Below are 18948 nucleotides of genomic sequence, written 5' to 3' on the forward strand. Positions count from 1 at the left end.
GACCACAACGCAGCAATCAATATTAAACATTTGGCGGTAGGGCATTCCGTCAATAAAGCTCAGGTAACGTCCGAAGCAATAGCTGGAGTCACTGAGAAGCCCGCGCTCTATGCGTCAGCATGAGCGTCGGGAGTATGTCACTGACGCAACTACCAAAGAAGCAGGCGTATTGAAAAATAGCGCCCGGTTAATAATAAAGTCGCAAAGCAGCAAGACAATCCAAAAACGCCGCCCAAATAACAGCAGCGTTGCCAAAAACACGCCAGATGAAGGCCAAATTGCAGTTGTCCCATCTGGAAATGTAAATGCTGTTGCTAATTTCGCTAGGACAAAGTGAACGGGTAGCAGGATCAAAAACCCTATTATGAGATTGCGATCGCATCGAAGGCGGGCTTTTTGCAAAGTTTTTGTTAGAAACATAGATGATCTCAAAGCTAGTTTTAAATTGCTCTTTTTAGCATTCCCGTCCTTGGCACTTTCTTAACCAGTGATGAGTGAGAACAGTATTCTAAGTGATTTTTTTCACAAATCGTAACTAATATCAATTTAATGTGAAGCTGTACTAAATAATACGGGGTAAATAGTTTGTCAGGTGCGTTAAAATTCAAACAGAAGTGATATAGCTAGGAAAAACTGCAAATGTCAACCAATACTTCTTTAGAAGAACGTCTCGCAACAGTGGAAGCGGCGGTTAAGGAATTACAACAGCAACTAGCAACTTCTCAATCAACAAATTGGCTGCAACAAATTACAGGTTCATTTAAAGATGAGCCTGCGTTTGAGGAGATACTCGCTTATGGACGCGAGATTCGTCAAGCCGACGAGCCGATAATAGAAATTCAAGATCAGCCATGAAATATTTGTTGGATACAGATCATCTCAGCATTATCCAACGACAGACAGGACAAGATTACCTCAATCTTTCAACTCGCATGACTCAATATCCGCTATCGGAGTTTGCAGTTTCAATTGTGACGTTTCATGAGCAGCTTCTTGGTAGTCATACGTATATTAGTCGCGCCCGTAACGAAAACGAAGTCGTTAAGGGTTATGAGATGATGGTACGCCTTGTCAACGATTTTAAAGTTCTACCGCTTGTGTCGTTTGATGCTGGATCTGCTGCGGCGTTGAGTCAATTACAAGCTCAACGTATTCAACTTGCAAGAATGGATGCACGGATTGCGGCGATCGCTCTATCCCGTAAATTAGTTTTATTAACCCGAAATCACCGAGATTTCAGCAAAGTACCAGGATTGTTAATAGAGGATTGGACGGTTTAAATAGGTTTTTGGATGTTGGGTGCGATCTAGCAAGTAGGGTGCGTCAGGATCAATTAATTTTCATGATGAAATAGCCTATCCAAGCTGATGCACACTACATAACTACATAACTGCCGCCCCATTTAATCTAAAAGAATAAATCAAAATAGTCTTTATATTTACATTATTTAGGTAAGCAAAATTTAACCAAAATTCCAACAACCAGACCCAATAAGAGTTATATTGTCTAAAGCAGCAAAAATATATTGTTCCTAGATAACCCTACAATTTATATTTAGGCTAAAGATAGACTCTTTTTTTCTCACCACTAAAAAACCTTGCCCTACCTGACTTTCGCACGCTGTCGCCAAGCCCGGAGTAATCCCAAGAGTGCATTTGGCGGAAAGGTAAGCCCATCTTCTGGAATACATATTTCTCTTTAATACCAGAAGCAATCAGGTCAGGTTTCTTAGCTTTGACGAATTCCTCGAATTCGTAGGCGGTAACGTCGTCGTAAATAATTGTGGCGTTATCGATGTAGTGGGTGGTGCGCTTGTAGTCGTCGTTGTGAGCAAACTCGTAGCCAGTACCGATAACTTTGATACCCACGTCTTCAAAAGCAGGTACAACGTGACGAGGACGCAAACCGCCAACATAAAGCATAACGGTGTTACCTTCGAGGCGGGGGCGGTATTTCTCGACTACCGCATTCATGATTGGGGTATACTTAGCGATCACCTTCTCTGCGTTTTCTTGGATCTTAGAGTCAAATTTAGCAGCAATCTCACGCAGAGATGCAGCAATCTTGGTAGGACCGAAGAAGTTAAACTCCATCCAAGGCATACCGTAAGCTTCTTCCAAAGCACGGCAGATGTAGTTCATGGAACGGTAGCAGTGGATCAAAACTAACTTAGCCGCCAGACCATTAACCAATTCGTTAACAGTACCATCGCCAGACCACTGAGCAACAACACGCAAGCCCATTTCTTCTAATAACATCCGGCTTGCCCAAGCATCACCACCGATGTTGTAGTCACCAATCAGGGCGACATCGTAGGGGCCAGGTTCAATCGTGAGTGTGTTTTCTTTCTTCGCTTTGTCAAAGCGAGGGAACATGTGGTCACGGATAGCATCGTTAGCGATGTGGTGTCCTAATGACTGAGATACACCCCGGAAACCTTCACAACGTACAGGTACAACGGGCTTGTTGATTTCTTTAGCAGCTTTCTTAGCTACAGCTTCGATGTCATCTCCAATCAAACCAATAGGACATTCAGACTGAACACTGATACCTCGGTTGAGAGGGAAGAGTTCTTCAATTTCTTGAATCATCTTCGTGAGCTTTTTGTCACCACCAAAAACGATGTCTCGTTCTTGGAAGTCAGAGGTAAAGTGCATAGTGCCGAAACTATCAACACCAGTTTTACCAACATAGTAGTTACGACGACCAGACCAAGACCAGTAACCGCAACCAACAGGACCGTGGCTGATGTGAACCATGTCTTTGATGGGACCCCAAACCACACCTTTTGAACCTGCATAGGCACAACCACGGGCGGTCATTACACCAGGAACAGATTTGATGTTGGACTTAACACCGCAATCTGATTTGCCTTCTTCGTGAACGTTGAGGTGTTTTTCCCGCTTTTTGCGAGATTTTTCAGGGTACGCTTGGAGAACGTCTTTAATTAGTTCTTTATGTTCTTCTATGAGGTTCTTGTTTTCTGGAGGTGTCATTGTCTGCCTCGGTTAGAATTATGGATTCGGGTAATTTCAGGTATAGAAGGGAGGATTAGGGAAGAGGAAGGATGAAGGTAGAAGGATGAAGGCTGAAAGAAGGGAAGATTTCATACTTCATACTTCGTACTTCATACTTTTCCTATCTCTGCTTGAGAGTGTTAGGATTACTTAGCAGAAGCTTCAGCTGGTTTGCCGATGATTTCTGCGTGTTTGGTATCATCGTCAAGGATACCGTATTCAATCAACAGGGCTTCCAGTTCATCCATTTCCATTGGTGTAGGAATGGTGAGCTTGGTGTTGTTGATGATCTTCTTAGCTAATGCACGATATTCCTGAGATTGGTTGCTGTCGGGTGCATACTCGTTAACGGTCATACGACGCAACTCAGCGTGTTGAACGATGTTATCACGAGGTACGAAGTGGATCATCTGGGTGTTGAGTCTTTCAGCCAGGTTTTCGATCAGTTCGGCTTCCCGGTCAACTTTACGGCTGTTACAAATCAAACCACCCAAGCGTACACCACCAGAGTGAGCATACTTGAGAATACCGCGAGCGATGTTGTTTGCAGCGTACATCGCCATCATTTCACCAGAAGTAACGATGTAGATTTCTTGTGCTTTACCTTCACGGATAGGCATAGCGAAACCACCACAGACAACGTCACCTAATACGTCGTAGGATACAAAGTCTAAGTCTTGGTATGCACCGTTTTCTTCCAAGAAGTTAATGGCGGTGATGATACCACGACCAGCACAACCTACACCAGGTTCGGGACCACCAGATTCCACGCACTTAACATCACGGAAACCTTTTAACATTACTTCTTCGAGTTCTAAGTCTTCTACTGCACCTCTTTCTGCTGCTAAGTGCAGCACGGTGGTTTGAGCTTTACTGTGAAGCATTAAACGGGTAGAGTATAATTAACAAAAGTGTCAGTTTATCATGAGCATTTATGCGAGTCGGTTACGTCAGAGTATCCACAAGAGAACAAGATGAAGGAAATGCTTTGGAACAACAGACAGCCCGTGTTGAGAAGGCAGGTGCTATCTTAGTATTCTCAGATATTGAGAGTGGGCGATCAGATAAGCGTAAGGAATTTAACAATATGCTTGCCATGTGCAAGCAAGGGAAAATAACTGAAATTGTGATCACTCGTATTGATCGATTAGCACGGAGTGTGATTACTATCCATCGATCGCTTGTAACCCTTGAAGAGTTTGGAGTGAAATTAATTGTTTTGGATGCCCCAGTTGATCCATCATCACCTTTTGGGTGGTTCAGTGTTAATCAAATGGCAGGTTTGGCGGAATTTGAATCGAGATTACTTTCAGATCGAATTAGGCACGGGCTGAACTATTTCCGCGAACAGAAAAAAGCATCCCCACGGCCACCTTTTGGGTATCGCAGGATTGATGAGAAATACGCACCTGATATGACGCTGCATGAGTCGGGTGAATCTAACTGGGCGATCGCATCTGAAATCATTGACTATTTTTTATCTGGCAATGCAACCTTAAGAAGTACCGCCAAGCATATATTGGATACTTATAGTATTTCATGGACAGCTGCGGGTTTACGTTACTGGCTAACTAGCCCAGTACTACGAGGGCATACTGCTTACAATGTGAAGGGAAATCTGAACAACCCCGAAAAATGGGAAATACATCAAGATACTCACGAACCACTACTTTCTAGCGACAAATTTAAACTTATAAAGAAAAAACTGGAAGACAACCGACACAGGTACAGTTACGGCAACAACAAGGATAGTGCTAAAGAGCCATTACCCTTAGTAGGGCAAATTATTTGTGGTGACTGTGGGTATAAGTGCTTTTGTAAAAAAATCAAATGGTCAACTTATCGAATTAGGTGCAAAAAACACGAAAATCTCGGAGATGCTTTTTGTGGAAACAAAACTAGTACATATCTGCCAGAGATTATTTCAGCCGTAGATGCTGCTTTAGCTGCTCGATATGAGGAAATCCGAACATATACTGTAGCAAATATATCTTCTTCATTTGAGGATAGTCCTGAGTTAATCGCTAGACAAGAGCAATTAAAAGCGCTGAAACTATTGCCCCAAAATCCCATTATTCAAAACGCAATTGAACAAACCTTGCTAGAAATACAAGTACTTAAGCAAACAGAGGTTGCAGCAAAGCAAGTAAGTACTGACTTAGTAAAAACACTAACTACCTGCCTTGGCAACATTGGTTATTGGGGCGAATTGTCTTGGCTAGACAAACAACCAATCTACAAAGAATTGGTTGATTATGTGAAAGTTCTAAATGGCAAGATACTGGAAATCAAGCTACTGGTTTAACTAGTTTCTTGTATTCAACCTGAAAATCCTCTTCGCTTAAAGCCATAAGTCGCTTTCTTGTATCTGAATCTAAGTGGCGGATCGAGTACCATCTTTGGGCTGTGCGAACTAATATCTGTGCTGCTGTCTCTTTCATGATGAGTCTTTTGAAGCGCTAATTTTACGTTAATCCAAGAATTGGAAATTTCTGTTAATAGCGATCACATTTGAGGTTATTTGCCCATCTTTCTCAACAGATACCCGTGACGCGACATATCATTTCTCGAACTTCTGGAAATACGCGATCGCATTTAACCTGAACTTCCCCCGGTGCAAATGTACTAAATAGACATCAAAAGCTTGTATACGAGAAGCAATACCTTCGCCAAAAGAAAGAGGGCTTTCCGTAGTAGAGTTGTTGTTTACCACAACTACAACTGCAATCATTACAGAAAGCCCATGCCAGATATTTTGGAGTTCTTCAACTTCTGTAGCTAGTTTTTTATCCAATCTTCCTGCTCAACCGGGTCACTTTCGGTATGAGATGGACGAGGTACTCGCAACCTAAAAGTCATTTGCCGTAATATTTCCCATTCTCTTTGTCGGCTAATTTGTCGCCCGCTAACAGACGTAAGCCAATCTGCGACTTTGCGACCATTCCACAGTCCTCCGTCTGGAGCATTTACCTGTAAAACCTGCCATAACCGTGCTTGTTCAACATCCTCAATTAATGGCTTTGCTCCTTGATTTTGGCATCGGCGATCACCGATGCCAGAAATTAAATTATTTCACTCTATGAAGGTATTGAGAAAAGATACGTGCTTTTAACGTATTAACACATAGATTTATCCACATTAGCATAAGAGAAATTCGTATTATGCAAATTCACACGCCGTAAGTCTGCTTGCCAAACCGTCAGATGAGAAAAATCATAGCCATTGAGATTAGTTTCCAATTGACAAAACAAATTCACGATATTTCCAATTGTGTAACTTTGTTCTAGCAAAGATGTCTCTCGCTGTTTTACTATAATTTGAGTTAGCTGATTTTCAATTAGTTTTTTGTTTTTAAAAACATTGAGTAGTCCATCTATAACTGGTTTGAGAATAAGGTTAATTTGAGTCTCTCTAACATAGTCTTTCGCTGTCGCTTTCATTAAAGAATAACACTTGAACAAGTTTATATTACTAGTAACAATTTCCTTACAAACTCGCTCTATCAATTGCTGAGTCACATACTCCATAACTACAGGTTGTAGCGTAAAGAGTGCGTTTTTTTTCTCAACAAGTGATCGCCGTCCCAGAGATTCCAGAGCCTCCACTAATTTTAGTTGTGGTATTGGTGAAACAATGTCTTCTTGTAATTCGGAGATGTCAATCGATTCACGATTAATCGCTAACCAATACATTATATCTTTTTCCAAATCTGATAAACGCTCAAATTGTTGGTCTAAAATCTTGCGAATGTCACCAAAAACAGTCATGTCTTGTCTTAAAAACTCACAAACTTTACTACCATCAAATACATCTTGAATTGTTGTAGCAACTATCTTCAATGCTAATGGATTACCAGCATAGCGCTCAGTAATTGTTGACCATTGTTCTTCTACTGTAGATATTCCTTTGAGTTTAAAGATTTCCTGCGCGTCCACTGCCTTCAGACCACCTAGTTTTAATGATCGTACGGGTAGTGCTTCGCCTTCGAGTAATGCTACTTCTTTAGGCTTTTCCCGACTAGTCAACATCAAGCAGCTTTGATGAGTTGTTTCTCCTAGTAGCCTCAGAAGATCACCATACCCCTCACATCCCTCGCGATATTCTCCAATTTGATTACCACTACGCAGTAGCGACTCTGCATTATCGAGAATCAATAGACAACGATACTGCCGTAGATTATCAATCAGCTGCAATTTTAATTGAGTTAAGCTTTTTGGCAAATCAGTATCTATTCGCTGCTCGTTACGGAATACTTGGAGTATGCCAGATAGAAGGTCTTTAAGTTGCGGAGCATCCCGTAGCGATCGCCATATAACGTACTCAAACTGATCCTGAATTTCTCGTGCTAACTTGATAGAAAGAGCCGTTTTACCAACTCCTCCCATTCCTACAAGTGCTACTAATCGACAACGCTTTTTTAGAATCAATTGCTCTAATGTAGCAAGTTCTGAGCTGCGTCCATAAAAATCTGAAATGTAGGGTGCTTGTCCCCAATCTTGGCGATGAATAGTGTATGGATTTGAATAATAACTTTCTCTCAGTTCTAAATTAAAGGCTATAAAAAAACGTTCCAGTGTTCGCTTATCAACTCCTTGTTTACAATTCAGCATTCTAGTAATTGTATGAATATCTAATCTGGTGAGTTCACTTAATTTTTCAAAAGTGAACCTCTGTCCAAAATTCTCTTGAGCTTCCAACTTTAGTCTGGCATCTTGGAGTTTTTGCAATCCTTCAGGACTGAGGATAACCCCACGCTGGCGCTTTTGTGAATTCATATTAAATTCTCGTAAGAAACAAGTTTGGCTGAATACTTGAGATCACTAGCAAAAAAAGAAAGATTACTACGATACACTTACAATCTCTCTGTGCCTATTCTCTTTCATGTTTTCCTCTACTAGTTCAGCTTTTAGTCTCAGTAAGCTACCAAATGTTCAAAACTCATATTGGTTTAACTGATATGAATATCTTTTTGAATGTTAATAAACAAACGCTGCTTATAATATTAGCGTAAAATGTTGTTAATAGACGCTGTTTAAAATTATACGAATTTTGTTTTCCTTATACAATCACTAAGTTTGGTAAAAACAGCGAACTAAAAAAAGAACACATTAATTACGGATCATTAATATCTTCAAAAACTCGGCAAAAACTTGAATTTGAGTAAAAAATATATAAAATAACAGTTATTACTGTATAAAAAGAACATGTTAGAGTAAGCCTTTCAAGGAACAGATACTGAAAATACACAAAGCTTTATCAAGATTTATTTACACCTCAGCACTCAAAACTTCCTTTTTTTCTGTTAGGGATCGCTAAAATTAATTCTCAGATTTTCAGGAGTCATGAAAGCGTAAGGCTTGCCCTGTGTTGGACATCATTTGTCACCTCTTCAGAACACAGCTTATGCACCAAAATTAATTTAAAACACTAATTTGTCAGATTCTATAAAATATATTAATACCTATTTGAACTATCGGGGTAAGTTCATCTAATTTGGTATAAGGTGAGCTTGACAACGCTCAATGTACAAAAAAAGACAAGATATGACTGGTTAAATTGATGAGAATCAGAGGGAATGGTAGGACTATATAACAAAGTAGGAAGAGGCTGAAAACGAATATTTAATCCTGAGCAAGAATCAAAAATTAGAGAGTGGGCAAAACAAGAACCAAGACAATTAAAAAAAGTGCGACAAAAAGTTAAAGAAAAATGGGGGATTGAAAGTAGTACCGAAACAATAAAGAGGATACTTAGAAAATTATAGGCTCATGAAGAACCTACCAGTCTGTGCTTCCAACAAAAACTGTCGCACCACTACTTAGGTTGGAACTGGCACAGGCATCAACAATAGCATACGCAAACTCCTCAACAGTTGGTAACGAACCTACCTGTTCACGCCGTGTGCTAATTAATCCACGATCTGATCGTTCCATGAGTTTTGGTGTTATTGTGCCTTCAATGAGATCACCACTCACGACTACAAGGCTAACTCCGTTATTGCTTAACTCAGGAATACGATTGCGAAGGGCTTGTTCGCCAGCATATTTACTTGCGGCAACAGGTTCATAGACTTTATATACAGGCTTCTGTTTGTAGAAATGAGCAAGGTGGCTGGTCACAAAAATAATGCGCCCCCCCGCTTGCATTAGTGGTGTTGCTGCATCTACCATGCGCTCTTGTGCGGTTAGATTGAGTTGCATTGCGTAATCGGCAGATTTGTCCTTTTCCAAACCTCCGCTCGCATTCAGAATCAGCAAATCTAGACGGGCAAAATGAGTGCTGACTATCTGAATCATCGCACGGATGTCACTTTCACTAGTGATATCTGCTTGTGCAAGAACAGCACGACGACCCAGAGTGCGAACCTTGGTCGCAATTTCCTCAGCCCGCGACGCTTTGCTACGGTAATTGATGATGATATCAACTCCACGTTCAGCCAGTATTTGTGCAGTAGCAGCGCCAACACCACGCGATGCACCTGTGATTAAAGCTACTTTTTCTTCTAAATCAAGCATGATCTCCCTTTATCCTTTATTTTTGAAGATGTGCCGCACGGAATTATAACAGTACAGTCAGCAGATCACAAAGTTTTGGAAACTGACGTAATAATCAGGGTTTCAGTTCGGAGTGAATCAGACGGAAACAGCATTCATAATAGAGCGATCGCCTGCTTTCTTAACAACCAAAAATTCTCCATTTTATACAAAGGGCGAGACTAAAAAATAGGTTTCTTCCAAAAGGTTGTGCTACAATTTTGTTGAATGAACGCTCAATCATTAAATATGCAAGCAAAAAGTTTGCGACGGCAACAGGCGATCGTGCGGCGCGAGTGTCTGGTGGATACCGCGTTGGAGCTGTTTTCTGAACAGGGTTACGACGCGACGAGTATTAAACAGATCGCAGCAGCGGCGGGCGTGGCGGTGGGTCTGCTGTATCACTACTTCCCGAGCAAGAGCGAGGTTCTCAGGGCGATTTTGGAGCGGCACAGCTTTTTGCCGGAGCTGCGCGTGCTGCTTTTAGTGGAGCATGGCGAAGCGACGACACGCGTTCTGCGGGATGTAGCAGAGGACTTTTCAGCGCTGCTTGACCGTAAGGAGGCACTGTTTCGCCTCATAGTGCGCGAAAGCCAGAACAACCCTGAAGTCGCGGCCTGTCTACACGCTGTCGTAGAAGAAGGGATCGCGGCGTTAGGAGCTTATCTGGAAACGCGTGTTCAGGTTGGGGAGTTGCGACCCCACGATACGGCCTTGACTGCCAGAACGCTTCTCGGAACAGTAGTGACCACGCATTTAGCGCGTCTGCCGATTTGCCCGTGGGCAGAACTGGTTGCCCAACTGCTATACGGCATTAATGCTCATCCTGACCACGTTCATGCTGACTAAGACTGACTTTCACAAGAGGTTAAGAACATGGAGACAACGATCAAAACCGACGTTATCATCGTCGGAGCCGGTCCGACCGGGCTTTCGCTGGCCGTGCAATTGATGCGTTATGGCATCGACTTTGTGATTTTTGACAAGAAAGAAGGTGTCACCAATTTGTCAAAGGCTCTGGTCGTTCAGGCGCGTACCCTGGAGATTTACGACCAGGTTGATCTAGCGCAAAAAGCAGTAGAAGGCGGCGAGATGGTTCAGAAAGGCAACCTGATGCACGACGGTAAAATCTTCACCCGCTTCGATTTTTCCAACTTCGGCAGACGACTTAGCCCTTTTCCTTTTATGCTCGTTTTTGAACAAAGCAAAAATGAGCATCTGCTTCACGAGCATCTTCAACACAAAGGCAAAGACGTTCAATGGCAGACCGAACTGGAAAGCCTGACGCAAGATATAGAGGGCGTGAAAGCGGTTCTCAAAGACGCAAATGGCAAAACACAGACTATTGAAGCCCAATACCTAGTGGGTTGTGACGGCGCAAGCAGTCCAACACGCCATCTCCTCGACCTCCGCTTTGAAGGTTCGACTTACCCACGCCTGTTTTATGTCACAGATGTGGATATGGAGTTCCAAGCGGATGAGGCAACGTTTTACGCTGCTCTGGGAGAGAACTCATTTGTGCTGATCGTTCCTATGAAAGGCGAGAAGCACTGGAGGTTAATTGGCAACCTGCCTGAATATGATGATCAAGTTGATCGAGAAGTAACCTACGATGAAGTCGAAAACAAGGTTACGCAATTTGTGAAGCGCCCATTGGAGATTACGAATGTACACTGGTTTTCGAGTTACAAAGTCCATACTCGTCGTGCCGAGAAGTTCTCTATTGGCAGATGCTTTCTTGCTGGAGATGCCGCGCATATTCACACGCCTACGGGGGGGCAGGGAATGAATACGGGTATCCAGGACGCTTATAACCTGGCATGGAAGATCGGTTTTGTTTTGAACGGCTATGCTAAGGATTCGCTTCTCGAAAGTTACAATGAGGAACGTCTGGCTAATGCAAAACGGCTCTTGCAGACAACTGACCAGTTTTTTGATGTCGCGGTGAGCGACAAGTGGTATCTCCAATTTTTACGTGACAACATTTTGCCAAGTCTCGCCAGTATCGTGACGCGCTTTGGTACGGCAAAAGAGTTTCTCTTTCAGCTAGTTTCTGAAATTGGTCTGAACTACCGCGACAGTTCTTTAAGTTGGCGTCAGGGCAGTCACGAGTTTGAGGTCAAAGCCGGAGATCGAATGCCATATTTTCTGGTGGATGGGGTGAATGTTTACGATAAACTTCGCGCTCCAAAATTTCATCTGCTTGTTTTTTCTGGTGGGGAACACAGTTATGAAGATTTGAAGTTGGGACTTGAAAAAGAATACAGTCACTTCATCGATTTCAACGTCATTCCACTTTACCCCCACGTTGTGGAAATCTTTGGCATTAGCCAATCTTTCAAGGTACTGTTGAGACCCGATAATTACATCGGATTCATCTCCACGGACTTATCCTTGGATGATCTCAAAGCCTACATGAATGGGTTTAAGTAGTCGCACAGAATTAATTTGTTGCCTAGTAAGGAATCAGTATGTAATTTATTCTGTTTAGTTACTTGTCCTTCTTTATACCTGTCATAGTTTTCTTTGCTGACTACTACTCGGAGCGCGATCGCATTCTCAATGATCTAAAGAAAAATTTCTGTTTCTTGAAGGAGGAATCATAATCAAAGGCTCAGTAAATCGCAAAGTTTTTCTCAAGGGCGATCGCCAATTCGACTCTCCGTACAATCTAGTTCTAAAAGATACTTTTAACATAAATAAATCTTATAGTTAGTGAAAATAATTTCTAAAAATGAAATTATAAGGAATGTACGTCCACCCTAATAATTACCATTGACTTCACCAAAACAACTAGCACTAACTGATTCAGAAACCCTTGACGAAGTTCTTAATTGTTTAAGTGAAAATATTTCAATTGAAACACAAGGAGCTTGTGACCAGAAAACTTTATTTGAGATTTTAATAAAAGCAGCAAGTAGCGGAGACAGTATTGAGAATACAACGAAAATTTTAAAAAGTAGTCCAAGTGGAAGTGATATAAGATATCATTTGGATAAAATAAATAAATTTGAGCAGCTAGAAAATCAAATAAATTTAGCTCTAAAAAGTAGAATTCCTCATCGAATTAAAAAAGCCTCTCATAAGATTGCTATTGATTTAAATTTGATTCCCTACTATGGAAAACCTGATAGTGATGAAGAGCCTTATATTTATAGAAGTCAGGCTAAATCAGGAACTTGTTCTTTTTATGCTTATGCGACTATATATATATTAACCAAAGGGAAAAGAATTACACGCTTCGTTAAGAGGAGTCCGTTGGTTAGATACAAATGTTGCTATCATAACCTACTTATTAGCTGAACTTGACGCTCTTAAAGTCAACATAAAAACACTTTATTTAGATAGAGGTTTTTTTAGTATTTCTGTTATTAGGTGGCTGCAAGCTTTGGATATTCCCTTTGTAATGCCAGCACTTTAGTTGAGGAAAACAAGGTGGAATAAAGCAATTTCTTAAAGGCAGAAATAGTTATAAAACTACTTATACAATGAGTCAAGGAAAAGATAATCATGTTAGCTTTGATTTATGGATTGTTTGCAAATACAAAAAAGGCAAGAGAAAGCAATACGGAATTGAATACTTTGCTTATGTTGTTTATAAATCCCAAATAAATTTATCTTACATTCATCAAGATTATCGGAAAAGATTTGGGATTGAAAGCAGTTATAGGTTAAAAAATCTCTGCCGAATCAGAACAAATAATAAGAAGCCCATATTGAGATTATTATTTGTTGGTATTTCTTTTGTCTTGGTCAATATTTGGGTTTATCATATGCGGTTTAAGATTAGTCGAAAACGAAAGGGTAGACGATTAATTTATCGTAAACTTTTTTGTCTTAAACAAATGTTAGCGTTTCTACGTCAAGTTGTTGAACGCAAATATGGAACTGTTGAAGGTATTTATATTTCATCGGGTTAGCACTAAGAAATTGTCATCGCTTGACTATAAGTCTAACTAATATATACCAGCTTCCTGGTCAGCGTAGTTAAGCAGAAAAATGTATCATGGATTACAAAAAATTAGCGATCGCTCTCTTGGGGAAAAACTTTTCGATTTACTGAGGCTAGTTTATACTTCTGTTCTCTAAGCTCCCAATAGTCCTTAGGTTGGCGACTAACTCAACACATATAGCGAGCCGATTCATCGATATGTGCTGGGTTGCTAATTGTACAACCCAGTCTCTTGAATCATGTTGGTAATGACAAGAGTTTTTAGGTTGCCTCATAATGTCATAATACCAACTCTCTGTTTCTCAAATTTACTAGTTGTGAGCCGACATTGAGACGGAGGCAGATATTAAATCTTCTTGATCGTAGTCAAAATACTTTTTAACCTCTGGTTTTTCGCTAGTTTTCACCCAAGACATAAAACGTAAATATTCGGAGAAAAAGGAATGAGATGCTAAATCTAGATTTTTTTGAGATGTGTCTTTCATGTTCAAAAAATTCTCTGGTAAAAAGTCAATTGAGCTAATCAAAGACATAATCTTAGATGACGCATCATCTGGAGATATTAAACCTTCTCCTACCTTTTCAAATATTGCAGTAGCTTCTTTGAAAAAGTTATCTCCCAATCCCTCATAGCTAGGAGTTAAACTGTCTAAGCTATCTTCATCACGGTTTTGTGATAGCTCTTCACCTTTACCAGCTGCAATTTTTAATTTTTTTCTTAATCCTGCTTTCATTTGACGCATAAAAGTTCCTATTGACCAAACTCTTCTCCAGGCATCCCAAAGATTAAAATCACCAAAAGAAATGTAGGAACAGTTGACTAAATCATCATTGTAATCGAGAAGTTTTTGCTGCAAAGATTCAATGTCAGCAAATTTTTCTTTAGAAAAATCATTCTCTACAATAGCTTTCATAATTCGGGATGCTAAGGGAATCATAATTGTAAAAGTATTTACCAACCCAAAAGAGTAAAGAGCGTCGATAAATCCTGCCGCATGAGGAAGTAGATAAAATCTTTCTCCCACACACGTATGTGATGAATACTGTAGACGATCTGTTGATACCCATTTGCGAACAGGTGTAGCATCTTCAAACTGGATAGCTATGTCAGGAAAACGTGTAAGGAAATTTTTAAACTCCTCTTCAGGAGATATATCGGTTTTGGGGAAGTATTTAGTATTTAGATTTAATCCTATACTACAAATAGGATTATTTGATTTTTCATGATTGTTAAATGGAATAACCCACATCCAACCACCATGGAATATGTGATGAAGAGTTCCTTGATACCAAAGGAGTTCATATTTATTTTTTTCAGTTGACTGAATACAATCATCATATTTTTTCACGCCAGTCATGTGAGTGAAAATACTTCTAGAATGAGTTTTTAAACGTGTTGGTTTTTCTCGCAAATCAAATTTTTGACTAAGAAGAGAATTGTAGCCACTGCCATCAACTAAATAATCTGCGGTGTACTTGTTATTCCCTTCTGTCTCGATTTCCACACCTTTTTTGTCTATATTTATATTTATGACCTTTGTATTTTCTAACAGTTTTGCACCATAATTAACAGCAACTTTTGCCATATAGTGATCTATATCTTGACGAAATAAGTGACTGCTACGAGTAACACCAATTTGGTTAGCTTTTTGCAAAGTCTGTTCTTTTCCTTCCTCATGGTATACAAAGTTGAATGAGCGCTTTAATCCACAAGCGGAAGGTGAAATATGTTCGCAGATATTATCGAAAGAACACAAGTATGCAAGTTCAGGGATAGAATATTGATGACTAAGAATACTCATCATTAAATCTGTGTCAGGAGTCATTGCCTCTCCAACGGCAAATCTTGGATGAGCTTGCTTATCAATCATTAAAACTCTAATGTTATGTTTTGCTAGAATCGTTGCCAAAACTGAGCCTGAAAGTCCAGAGCCTAAAATAATCACATCAAATTGCTTATTGTTGTCAGAAATCATGACTCATTTCCTCGAAATAGGTTAATTAAAAGATAAATACTGTCTCTGTGAGAGGATGTTCGAAAAGTTGCGGAAGGTATGATTTTACCGTTTTGACTTGGATCTACTTCAACTGAAAATTCAGATTTCAGCCATGTCACCGATATAAGACAATTCCGATGACTAATTGGAGTAATGTCAGCCCACCTGCGGTTGCAAGTCCTATGTGATGAATCGCCGCGAGCCGCCCAAGCCCCCGTCGTACATCCTCGATATCTCCATTAGACGGAACCTCATCAACTGCCTGAATTCGGCTGTTCACGTTTGAAAAGATATAGCTCATGCATGGGATCAAGAAAGCTAGAACCGTAAGCGAGGCCCAATCAAAATCACGCTGCCATGTTTGTATTAAGGTGAAGATTGTTCCACTGCCCAGTACGGTCTTCATTGTAGGCGGGGCGATCTTTATCACGCGCTTGAGTTCGGCGTGTATCAAGCGAGCATCTTCGTCTCCAACTTTTGGACTTGCCGTTTTAAACATAAGAGGCCAGATCGGCTTTTCTATATAAGAAAGCAAAACAAAGAAACCAGTTGCAAACGCGAATAAAGATATAACTAGGGCGGGTACTAAATTAGTCATTGTGAGTCTCCTATTTATTCAATGAAATTATGGTTAATATTCGAGAATCGGTTCTAGTCCGATAAGCTCTGTGGCAAACTGATGGGTGATCACTCCTTCGCTTGTCTTTTACTAAGTAAGGGACTGACTGCATAGGAGAACAGTCTGAGGTGTCTATCTGGGCAAGCTGAAGAGGTATTGATCTTGATATTGATTTATTCAGACGTCGAGATGGGGTAGTGGGGTGTCAGCATCTTAAGTATGAAGTTAAAACTCTACGCATAGCGTTAGAGGGGATTTTTGTAACGGGCGGTGTACTTAGTAAGGCTGCTCTCAATAAACATTCCCATGGTCAGTAACACCTTTACTGCCTATAGAAATAAACTTTAATGGGTACAAATAGTTATAGCCAGTAAAGATTAGGGACTTAAGGAGGAACTTAAGCTTTTAGAGTAGTCCTAAAAGGTAAAAGTACATATTAGAGATGCACAAAGTAAGGGATGGTCTTTACTATGAGACAGTCCTTCGAGATGTACAAAGTAAAAATAAAATTACTGTAGTGGACTGATACGATTTAAGATTTACTTTATAAATAATCTCTAAACCTATATCAATTCTCCAAAAGCCAGCGACAGATGATGATAGGGCTACATGAGGATCTCCAGACGCACAGATAAATCTTTTGTGAGATTATAGAGAGTTGATATTATGAATCCACCGTCTAGAACTTTTTTTGTCTAAAGTCTAAAAATAAGCGCGTCTCTCTGGTGTTTTTGTAGCATAGCCCAAAAACTGTGACCTGGATACAATAAACAGGAAACTATATAGCTAGTTGTAGTCGCACAAAATTAATTACACAAAAAATGGGCTGAAATTGTTGCCTAGTAAATAATCAGTATGTAATTAATACTGTTTGAACAGTTACAATTATGCTAATTTATTAGCTCTTTTTGCTCTTGTAACTTGATTGTTAACTTAAATTTCTTCCTTAAATTCCTAATCTGCACTGGCTATAACTGCTCGTACCCCTTAAGTTTATTTCAGAACCGATTCTCGCCTAACTTACATTCATTCACATTAAATGATTAACTTGACAATTCTCTCTAATCAGAAATAGTTATTACTCCTTTCTTGCACCAAGCAAATTTGATGTATTTTAGTCATTTTCAGTATAAAGCCCAAACCCTTAATTTATCATTTAAAGCCAATGACAATAAAGAAGCCTTATCATATATATTTTTAGTCTCTCCTATACATCTAACCTTCTTTCACTGTTACCTAGCCAGAAATACAGAATAGCAAGCTATTCATATATATGAAGTTACCTAGAAAAAACTTCAGTTCTTTGTTTTCCAAATAAAACAAGAATCAACTTTTGTTTCTGAACGGGATGAATCCAATTTTATACATAGTTGAGATAGATGTGTTACCCGTTCAGATGGCAATCATTATGTTTGTAAACAATAATTGTCCAAACTTGATTTGAAAAGTAGCTATGTTGTATCAAGAAGCAACCTCCACACAGTTAAACAAGATTGCCCATCCGAAACCGCCTACAGTTCATCTGGTCGATATGTGGCCCTTACTGGGTAAACACTTGCATTTAGCATTGAATCAACTAGCCAAAAAGTACGGTAATATTTTCCAAATTCGTGTGGGTGCCAAAACATTAGTTGTACTTAATGGGCTTGAGACTATCAAAGAAGCTTTAGTGAAACAGCAGGATAGTTTTAACGCTAGGGCAGATTTTGATATCTTTCAACAACCACCTCAATCTCAATTTCTGGAGTTGAAGAGTGGTGAATCTTGGAGAAAACACCATACCATTTTAGGTAAAATCATACATACATTTGTGGTGAATAGATCAGATGTCTTCGAAAGTTGGGCAATCGAAGAAGCTGTAGATTTGACAAATATCTTCTTAAAATTTAGCGGTAAACCTTTTGACCCTGATTTATATATGCCTCTAGCCACCTTAAGTTGTATGCAAAGACAAATCTTTGGCAAAAGAGGCAATCTTGATGATCCTCAAGAAGATATGGAATTTGTTTCAACTGCTTATACTTTAAAGTATATCCCCACAGTCCTAGAAGCTGTTAGATTGGAGCACATACCAAAAATTTGTCAACCAATCTATCGACTCTCTCGCTGGAAATCATTACGCAATTTTCTCAAGGGTTTGGCTGCACTAGAAAAATACGTCTCTAAAAACGTAGACCAGCATCGAGAGTCCTTAGACCCAGAGAATTTGCGGGACATTACAGACGCACTTTTTAAAGCTAGCAGTGAGCTAACTGAGTCAGACCGAAACGACCTTCGGTTGAACGAAAATGATATTGTTAATGGATCGTTGATGCAGCTGGCGGGAGCAGGCGCAGGACTTGCTAGTTTTATGTTACGGTGGGGTGTGCTTTACATGATTACCCACCCAGCTATCCAAACTGCTATTCATAGAGAACTCGATGAAGTAGTTGGCAGAGAACAACAACCTAGCTTAGAGCATCGTGGCAAATTGCCATTGATGGAAGCTTGTATCAACGAAATCTTCCGCCACTCTTCTATCACTACTTTACCACCTATCACTTATGCTACAACCACTGATGTTGTATTGGAGGGTTGCTTTATCCCCCAAAATACTCCCTTGCTTGTTAATTACTATGGTCTAACTCGTGATGAACGCTATTGGGAAGAGCCTGAACAATTTAACCCTTATCGGTTTTTGGATGAAAACGGCAAACTGAGAAAAAACCTTCTTGATAAGTTCTATCCATTTGGAATTGGATCGCGTAGGTGTATAGGAGAGTATATAGGACGTCTTCTGATCTTTACCTTTTTCACTAACCTTATGCATAAATGTAAATTTGAAAAGGTG

Annotated in this window: 13 protein-coding genes and 3 pseudogenes; 8 read left to right on the forward strand and 8 right to left on the reverse strand. The window is 40.0% G+C overall.

Translation table 11 applies throughout. The annotated features are described in order from the left end of the window. Positions 1-114 precede the first annotated feature (114 nt). The gene (locus ACE1AT_RS22095) at positions 115-420 is read right to left on the reverse strand and encodes a hypothetical protein (protein ID WP_374872233.1); all 306 of its coding nucleotides are present in this window, start codon (positions 418-420) and stop codon (positions 115-117) included. 219 nt (positions 421-639) lie between these two features. Here ACE1AT_RS22095 and ACE1AT_RS22100 point away from each other — a divergent pair, with 219 nt between their 5' ends. Beyond that, complete coding sequence (locus tag ACE1AT_RS22100; protein WP_374872235.1) at positions 640-855, forward strand: hypothetical protein; 216 nt, start codon at positions 640-642, stop codon at positions 853-855. Continuing rightward, a complete protein-coding gene (locus ACE1AT_RS22105) occupies positions 852-1280 on the forward strand; it encodes a type II toxin-antitoxin system VapC family toxin (RefSeq protein ID WP_374872237.1) in 429 nt (142 codons plus the stop codon). Before ACE1AT_RS22100 ends, ACE1AT_RS22105 begins: the two co-directional genes overlap by 4 nt. A 279-nt stretch (positions 1281-1559) precedes the next feature. Here ACE1AT_RS22105 and nifD read toward each other — a convergent pair whose 3' ends face one another. Then, the gene (gene nifD, locus ACE1AT_RS22110; protein WP_374872239.1) at positions 1560-2996 is read right to left on the reverse strand and encodes a nitrogenase molybdenum-iron protein alpha chain; all 1437 of its coding nucleotides are present in this window, start codon (positions 2994-2996) and stop codon (positions 1560-1562) included. A gap of 167 nt (positions 2997-3163) precedes the next feature. Beyond that, positions 3164-3913 (reverse strand): annotated as a pseudogene (nifH, locus tag ACE1AT_RS22115) (nitrogenase reductase); the annotation flags it as partial. 38 nt (positions 3914-3951) lie between these two features. Between nifH and xisF the strand changes: the two are divergent. Then, positions 3952-5322, forward strand: a complete 1371-nt coding sequence (gene xisF, locus ACE1AT_RS22120; RefSeq protein WP_374872241.1) for a fdxN element excision recombinase XisF — start codon at positions 3952-3954, stop codon at positions 5320-5322. Between the two features lie 420 nt (positions 5323-5742). Here the strand turns inward: xisF and ACE1AT_RS22125 are convergent. The 3 genes and pseudogenes from ACE1AT_RS22125 to ACE1AT_RS22135 form a co-directional block, all read right to left on the reverse strand. Next, positions 5743-6080 (reverse strand): annotated as a pseudogene (locus ACE1AT_RS22125) (winged helix-turn-helix domain-containing protein); the annotation flags it as partial. 59 nt (positions 6081-6139) lie between these two features. After that, positions 6140-7792, reverse strand: a pseudogene (locus ACE1AT_RS22130) (NB-ARC domain-containing protein); the annotation flags it as partial. A 1002-nt stretch (positions 7793-8794) separates the two neighbouring features. After that, positions 8795-9532, reverse strand: a complete 738-nt coding sequence (locus ACE1AT_RS22135; protein WP_374872243.1) for an SDR family oxidoreductase — start codon at positions 9530-9532, stop codon at positions 8795-8797. A 246-nt stretch (positions 9533-9778) separates the two neighbouring features. Here ACE1AT_RS22135 and ACE1AT_RS22140 point away from each other — a divergent pair, with 246 nt between their 5' ends. The 4 genes from ACE1AT_RS22140 (at position 9779) to ACE1AT_RS22155 (ending at position 13470) form a co-directional block, all read left to right on the forward strand. Beyond that, a complete protein-coding gene (locus tag ACE1AT_RS22140) occupies positions 9779-10399 on the forward strand; it encodes a TetR/AcrR family transcriptional regulator (protein ID WP_374872244.1) in 621 nt (206 codons plus the stop codon). 27 nt (positions 10400-10426) lie between these two features. Then, positions 10427-11983: an FAD-dependent monooxygenase gene (locus ACE1AT_RS22145; protein WP_374872246.1), complete on the forward strand. Its 1557-nt coding sequence runs from the start codon at positions 10427-10429 to the stop codon at positions 11981-11983. Between the two features lie 342 nt (positions 11984-12325). Then, positions 12326-12853 (forward strand): hypothetical protein, encoded by a 528-nt coding sequence (locus ACE1AT_RS22150; RefSeq protein WP_374872248.1) that lies wholly within the window; start codon positions 12326-12328, stop codon positions 12851-12853. A gap of 185 nt (positions 12854-13038) precedes the next feature. Then, the gene (locus ACE1AT_RS22155) at positions 13039-13470 is read left to right on the forward strand and encodes a transposase (protein ID WP_374872250.1); all 432 of its coding nucleotides are present in this window, start codon (positions 13039-13041) and stop codon (positions 13468-13470) included. Between the two features lie 343 nt (positions 13471-13813). Here ACE1AT_RS22155 and ACE1AT_RS22160 read toward each other — a convergent pair whose 3' ends face one another. Next, the gene (locus tag ACE1AT_RS22160) at positions 13814-15478 is read right to left on the reverse strand and encodes an NAD(P)/FAD-dependent oxidoreductase (protein WP_374872252.1); all 1665 of its coding nucleotides are present in this window, start codon (positions 15476-15478) and stop codon (positions 13814-13816) included. A 136-nt stretch (positions 15479-15614) separates the two neighbouring features. Further along, positions 15615-16097, reverse strand: a complete 483-nt coding sequence (locus ACE1AT_RS22165; protein WP_374872254.1) for a hypothetical protein — start codon at positions 16095-16097, stop codon at positions 15615-15617. A gap of 1474 nt (positions 16098-17571) precedes the next feature. On the opposite strand from ACE1AT_RS22165, the gene ACE1AT_RS22170 reads away from it, so the two are divergent. Beyond that, positions 17572-18948 (forward strand): cytochrome P450 (locus tag ACE1AT_RS22170; RefSeq protein ID WP_374872256.1); only part of this gene is annotated, 1377 nt, incomplete at its 3' end.

This window comes from Pelatocladus sp. BLCC-F211, from assembly GCF_041928655.1.
GTDB lineage: Bacteria > Cyanobacteriota > Cyanobacteriia > Cyanobacteriales > Nostocaceae > Pelatocladus.